This window comes from Actinomycetota bacterium (assembly GCA_030776725.1).
In the GTDB taxonomy this organism is placed as follows: domain Bacteria; phylum Actinomycetota; class Nitriliruptoria; order Nitriliruptorales; family JAHWKO01; genus JAHWKW01.
The window spans coordinates 1-2,642 of record JALYHG010000004.1 but is presented as its reverse complement, the minus strand read 5'-3'; the positions used below and the strand labels follow the sequence as shown (position 1 = coordinate 2,642).

Here is a 2,642-nt window from a genome sequence, read left to right as displayed (position 1 = left end):
TGGCGGGCGACACGTCGGGAGTCGGATGTGAGAAGTGCGGGTGACTGATCGCAGCCGATCACTGTCCGTCATGTAGCACGCAGCCGGAGCCGCCCTCCGACCTGTCAGTACCGGGCGTTCCCACACGCCGGCGCGGACCTCAGTCCCCGGCCGCGTCGGTTGGGCGCGCGCCCCGTCAGGCGTCGCTGGCGCCGGTGAGCCGGCGGACGCGCAGGACCACGTCGCGGATGTGGCGGGCACCTGGAGGCACCGGCTCGGGGCGCGGTCGGGTCTCGTGGAGCTCGACCTCCCATCCGTCGTCGAGGTGCGCGGCGACGTCGCCCGGCATGACGTAGTCGTCCGGGTCGGAGCCGTGCTCGGTGGCATGTGCGGGGTCGAGCTCGTGATGGACGACCAGCAGCGTCCCGCCCAGCGCCACCGCTCCGAGCAGGGCGGTGATCGCCGCGTCGTCATCGGTGCGGCGCAGCACCATGTACTGGGCCGAGACGAGGTCGTGCACGCCCGGCCCGCTGGGCATCTCGAGCAGGCCGGCATGGACCCACGTGACCTCGACACCCGCCTCACGGGCGGCAGACTCGGCGCGGTCGAGTGCCACCCGGGACGGGTCGGCGGCCGTCACCTGCCAACCCTGCTGGGCGAGCCAGATCGCGTCCGCACCCTCGCCGCACCCTACGTCGAGCGCCGTTCCGGGCACGAGGTCGGCGACCTCGGCGACCATGGTGCCGTTCGGCCGGCCGGACCACCTCGGGACGCCGTCGCCGTCGCCGGCGTAGCGCTGGTCCCACTCGCGGGCGTCGTGATCGTCATGGCGGTGCATCAGGCTCCCTGATGTGCCAGGGCCGTGTCCTGGGCCACCAGATCGGCGTTGACGGCGGCGCCGGCACGGTTGCCCTGGGCCGCGGCGGTGATCACCTGCGCCGACGGGTCGGTGACATTGCCTGCCACCCACACCCCGGCGACGTCCGTGCTTCCCGTCGCGTCGGCGGGTACGTGAACGCCGAACCCGGACGGGTGGTCGACGGCCCGGACACCCAAGTCGGCGAGCAGGGCGGACCGTGCGACGAACCGGGGGGCGACCGCGAGCGCCTCGAGCGCGACCTGTCGCCCGTCGGCCAGCCGCACGCAGACCAGGGCGTCGTCGCGCACCTCGAGGGCGACGACCTCACCCTCGACCACCTCGACGTCACGCGCCACGAGCCCCGCGGTCTGCTCGGCGTCGAGCTCCGGGCTGGTGTGGCGCAGCAGCACGACCCGGTCGCTGAGCTGGCGGAACAGTCCCGCCTGGTGCAGTGCCACGTCGGAGGTGGCCAGCACGCCGATGGGGCGGTCGCGGACCTCCCATCCGTGGCAGTACGGGCAGTGGAGCACGTCGCGCCCCCACCGCTCGGCCAGCCCGGGGACCTGCGGCAGCTCGTCGACAAGGCCGGTAGTCACCACCAACCGCCGCGCGAGCACCGTGCCGCCCCCGTACAGCCCCACTCGGAACCGATCGCCGACCCGGCTGGCGCTCGTGGCGCGCTCGGCGTGGTGCTCGACGCCGTAGCGGGCCACCTCGGCCCGGCCGAGCTCGAGCAACTCCTCTGGCGGGGTGTCGTCACGGCTGAGGAATCCGTGCACCGCGGCGGTCGGGGCGTTGCGTGGCTCGCCCGCATCCACGACCAGCACGGAGCGGCGGGAGCGGCCGAGCACCAGCGCGGCGGACAACCGGCCGGCCCACCACCGATGACGAGGACATCGACCTCACCGTGGTCAGTCAGGGACGAGGTGGGAGACATGACGCGTCCTTTCAATTGGCGCGCAGCGTACGGCGCGCCCCGCCTGTGGCAAGATGAATTGCTATATCGGCAAAGGACGCCGCGAGTCTCCAACCGACCACGGGAGAGCCAGCCATGATGGACGAGTCGCCGGACGCGGCCCTCGACCAGCGGGTGCGCGGGCGGCTCCGCCAACTGCGCACCGAGCGGGGCCTCACCCTCCAGCAGGTCGCGGACGCGGCCAGCCTCGACGCGTCGACGCTGAGCCGACTCGAATCCGGCAAGCGGCGTCTGGCGATCGACCACCTCCCTGGACTGGCGACCGCGCTGGGCGTCAGCGTGGACGAGCTGCTCGCCCCGACCACCACTCCCGACCCACGCGTACGACGCCAACCCCACACCGGCCCGGGCCTGACCCTGTGGCCACTGACGCACCGCGGACCCGCCGCCGGCCTGCACGCCTACAAATGCCGCATCGACGCCAGCCGCGACACCCCACCCCATCCGATCCCGGTCCACCAAGGCCACGACTGGATGTACGTGCTCAGCGGCCGGATGCGGCTGCTGCTCGGCGACGAGGACCTAGTAATCGAGCCGGGCGAGGCCGTCGAATTCTCCACCCTCACACCCCACTGGTTCGGGGCAGTCGACGGGCCCGTGGAGCTGATCGCCATCTTCGGCTCCCAGGGCGAACAGGTCCACCTGCGCACCTGAGCACGACGCAACCACCGCGGTGGCCGCCACTTGCGGTCACCCAGCACGCCAACGGGTCGAACGACAACCCCTTCCATGAACGTCGCCTTCGTCCGAGACGGACGATCGGTAGCGCCCGATTCGTCTGCGGGTCGTCGAGCCGATCGCCTGACGCGCCCGCCTGCTGAGTACAGC

Annotated in this window: 2 protein-coding genes and 1 pseudogene; 1 reads left to right on the top strand and 2 read right to left on the bottom strand. The window is 72.4% G+C overall.

The window, feature by feature from the left end; translation table 11 throughout:
• Positions 1 to 175: 175 nt before the first annotated feature.
• Positions 176 to 817, bottom strand: coding sequence for a methyltransferase domain-containing protein (locus tag M3N57_00070; GenBank protein MDP9021101.1), 642 nt, complete (start codon positions 815 to 817; stop codon positions 176 to 178).
• Positions 817 to 1,775, bottom strand: a pseudogene (locus M3N57_00065) (NAD(P)/FAD-dependent oxidoreductase). Before M3N57_00065 ends, M3N57_00070 begins: the two are co-directional and overlap by 1 nt.
• Before the next feature lie 117 nt (positions 1,776 to 1,892).
• On the opposite strand from M3N57_00065, the gene M3N57_00060 reads away from it, so the two are divergent.
• Entirely contained in the window at positions 1,893 to 2,468 is a 576-nt protein-coding gene (locus M3N57_00060) for an XRE family transcriptional regulator (GenBank protein MDP9021100.1), read from the top strand.
• The last annotated feature ends 174 nt before the right edge of the window (positions 2,469 to 2,642 follow it).

Coding starts and splice junctions, on each gene's coding strand:
- M3N57_00070 (MDP9021101.1), bottom strand. CDS start 817: ATGCACCGCCATGACGATCACGACGCCCGCGAGTGGGACCAGCGCTAC.
- M3N57_00060 (MDP9021100.1), top strand. CDS start 1,893: ATGGACGAGTCGCCGGACGCGGCCCTCGACCAGCGGGTGCGCGGGCGG.